The sequence below is a fragment of the Pseudomonas schmalbachii genome, from assembly GCF_017589465.1.
Lineage (GTDB): Bacteria > Pseudomonadota > Gammaproteobacteria > Pseudomonadales > Pseudomonadaceae > Pseudomonas > Pseudomonas schmalbachii.
This window is the reverse complement of the sequence record NZ_JAELYA010000018.1, coordinates 1-1,179: the sequence shown is the minus strand read 5'-3', so window position 1 is coordinate 1,179 and position 1,179 is coordinate 1. Positions and strand designations below refer to the sequence as shown.

Below are 1,179 nucleotides of genomic sequence, written 5' to 3'. Positions count from 1 at the left end.
GTAGGAGATTCTATGTCAATGGGGCTTCGCCTCCTGGGGGTGATAAGCCGTCTGCGTCTGCATCAGGGCAAAGGCTATCCGGGCTAATTTGCGGGCCAAAATGGTCAGGGCCTCGGTCTTCTTCAACCCGCGCATCAGGTAACCCTGGTAAAGAGATTTCCAGCGCTGAGTACGCGCTGCAGCCATGGCGGCGTTGTGCAGCAGCCGGCGAATTTCTGGGTCGCCTTGTTTGGTCAGCTTCCGTCGGCCGCAGTAGCGGCCAGACTCCTTGAGTCGCACATCCAGCCCCAGGAAGGCGATGAAGGCGTCGCTATTGCGGAAGTGGCCACGCAGAAATGCCAGGTTTAGGGCGGCGGCCGTCAGCAGGCCGATGCCCTCGATCGCCTGGCAGCGTTTGCTCTGCTCCATCAATCCGGCCTCACGCAGTGCTTCCCGGATATCTTTCTCCAGGCGTTGCTCCAAGGCTGCCATGCGCTTGAGGACCGGCTGGAGCGCCCTTGTCAGCTGACGGTCCTGGGAAAAGCTTTGGCGCAGGGATGTAGCACTACGGACCAGGGCGGCACGGCGATGCAGCAACGTCTGCAGGCGGCAATACGCCTTGCTGGGCGGCTGCCAGGGCTCCAGTTGCGCCTGCTCATGGGCCAGGTAACGAGCCAGCAATTGAGCGTCGCTGCGATCGTCCTTGTTGCGTCCACCGATGCCCTTGCGATAGTTGCTCAGGCGAAAGCCATTGATGACATAGATCCGGTGCCCTCGTGCGTGCGCCAGGGTTGCGACGTCCATGTGGTAGATGCCGGTAGCTTCGATCGCGATGGCACAGTTGGCCGGCAGGGTCTTGAGCCAGGCCTTGATCGAGCGGGAGTCATTGGGTAGTTCGAACACCTCGCCAGACTGCGCATGGCACAGGCTCAACGACTCCTTGGCGACATCGATCCCGATAACCGGGGTTTGGCTTGTCATGGCGCACTCCGACAGTGAAGATGGAACAACCTGTCGGGGCTCACATTGGCGCAGGCTTGCCGGTATTGTCGGTTTGAGCGGCTACTCAATATCCGATGGATTCCTTATCGGCGCTTGTCGTGAGCGCGTGGGTGGGGGAAGTCTCCTACCGTCTGGCTTGCAGAAGCGGGTCTTGTCCCTCCACCCCCGACAGGTTCCTACCCTACCGCCATACAAGCG

At 60.8% G+C, this 1,179-nt stretch carries 1 protein-coding gene; it reads right to left on the bottom strand.

The window, feature by feature from the left end:
• Nucleotides 1-15: 15 nt before the first annotated feature.
• Entirely contained in the window at nucleotides 16-960 is a 945-nt protein-coding gene (locus JFY56_RS24130) for an IS110 family RNA-guided transposase (RefSeq protein WP_208316818.1), read from the bottom strand.
• Nucleotides 961-1,179: the final 219 nt, after the last annotated feature.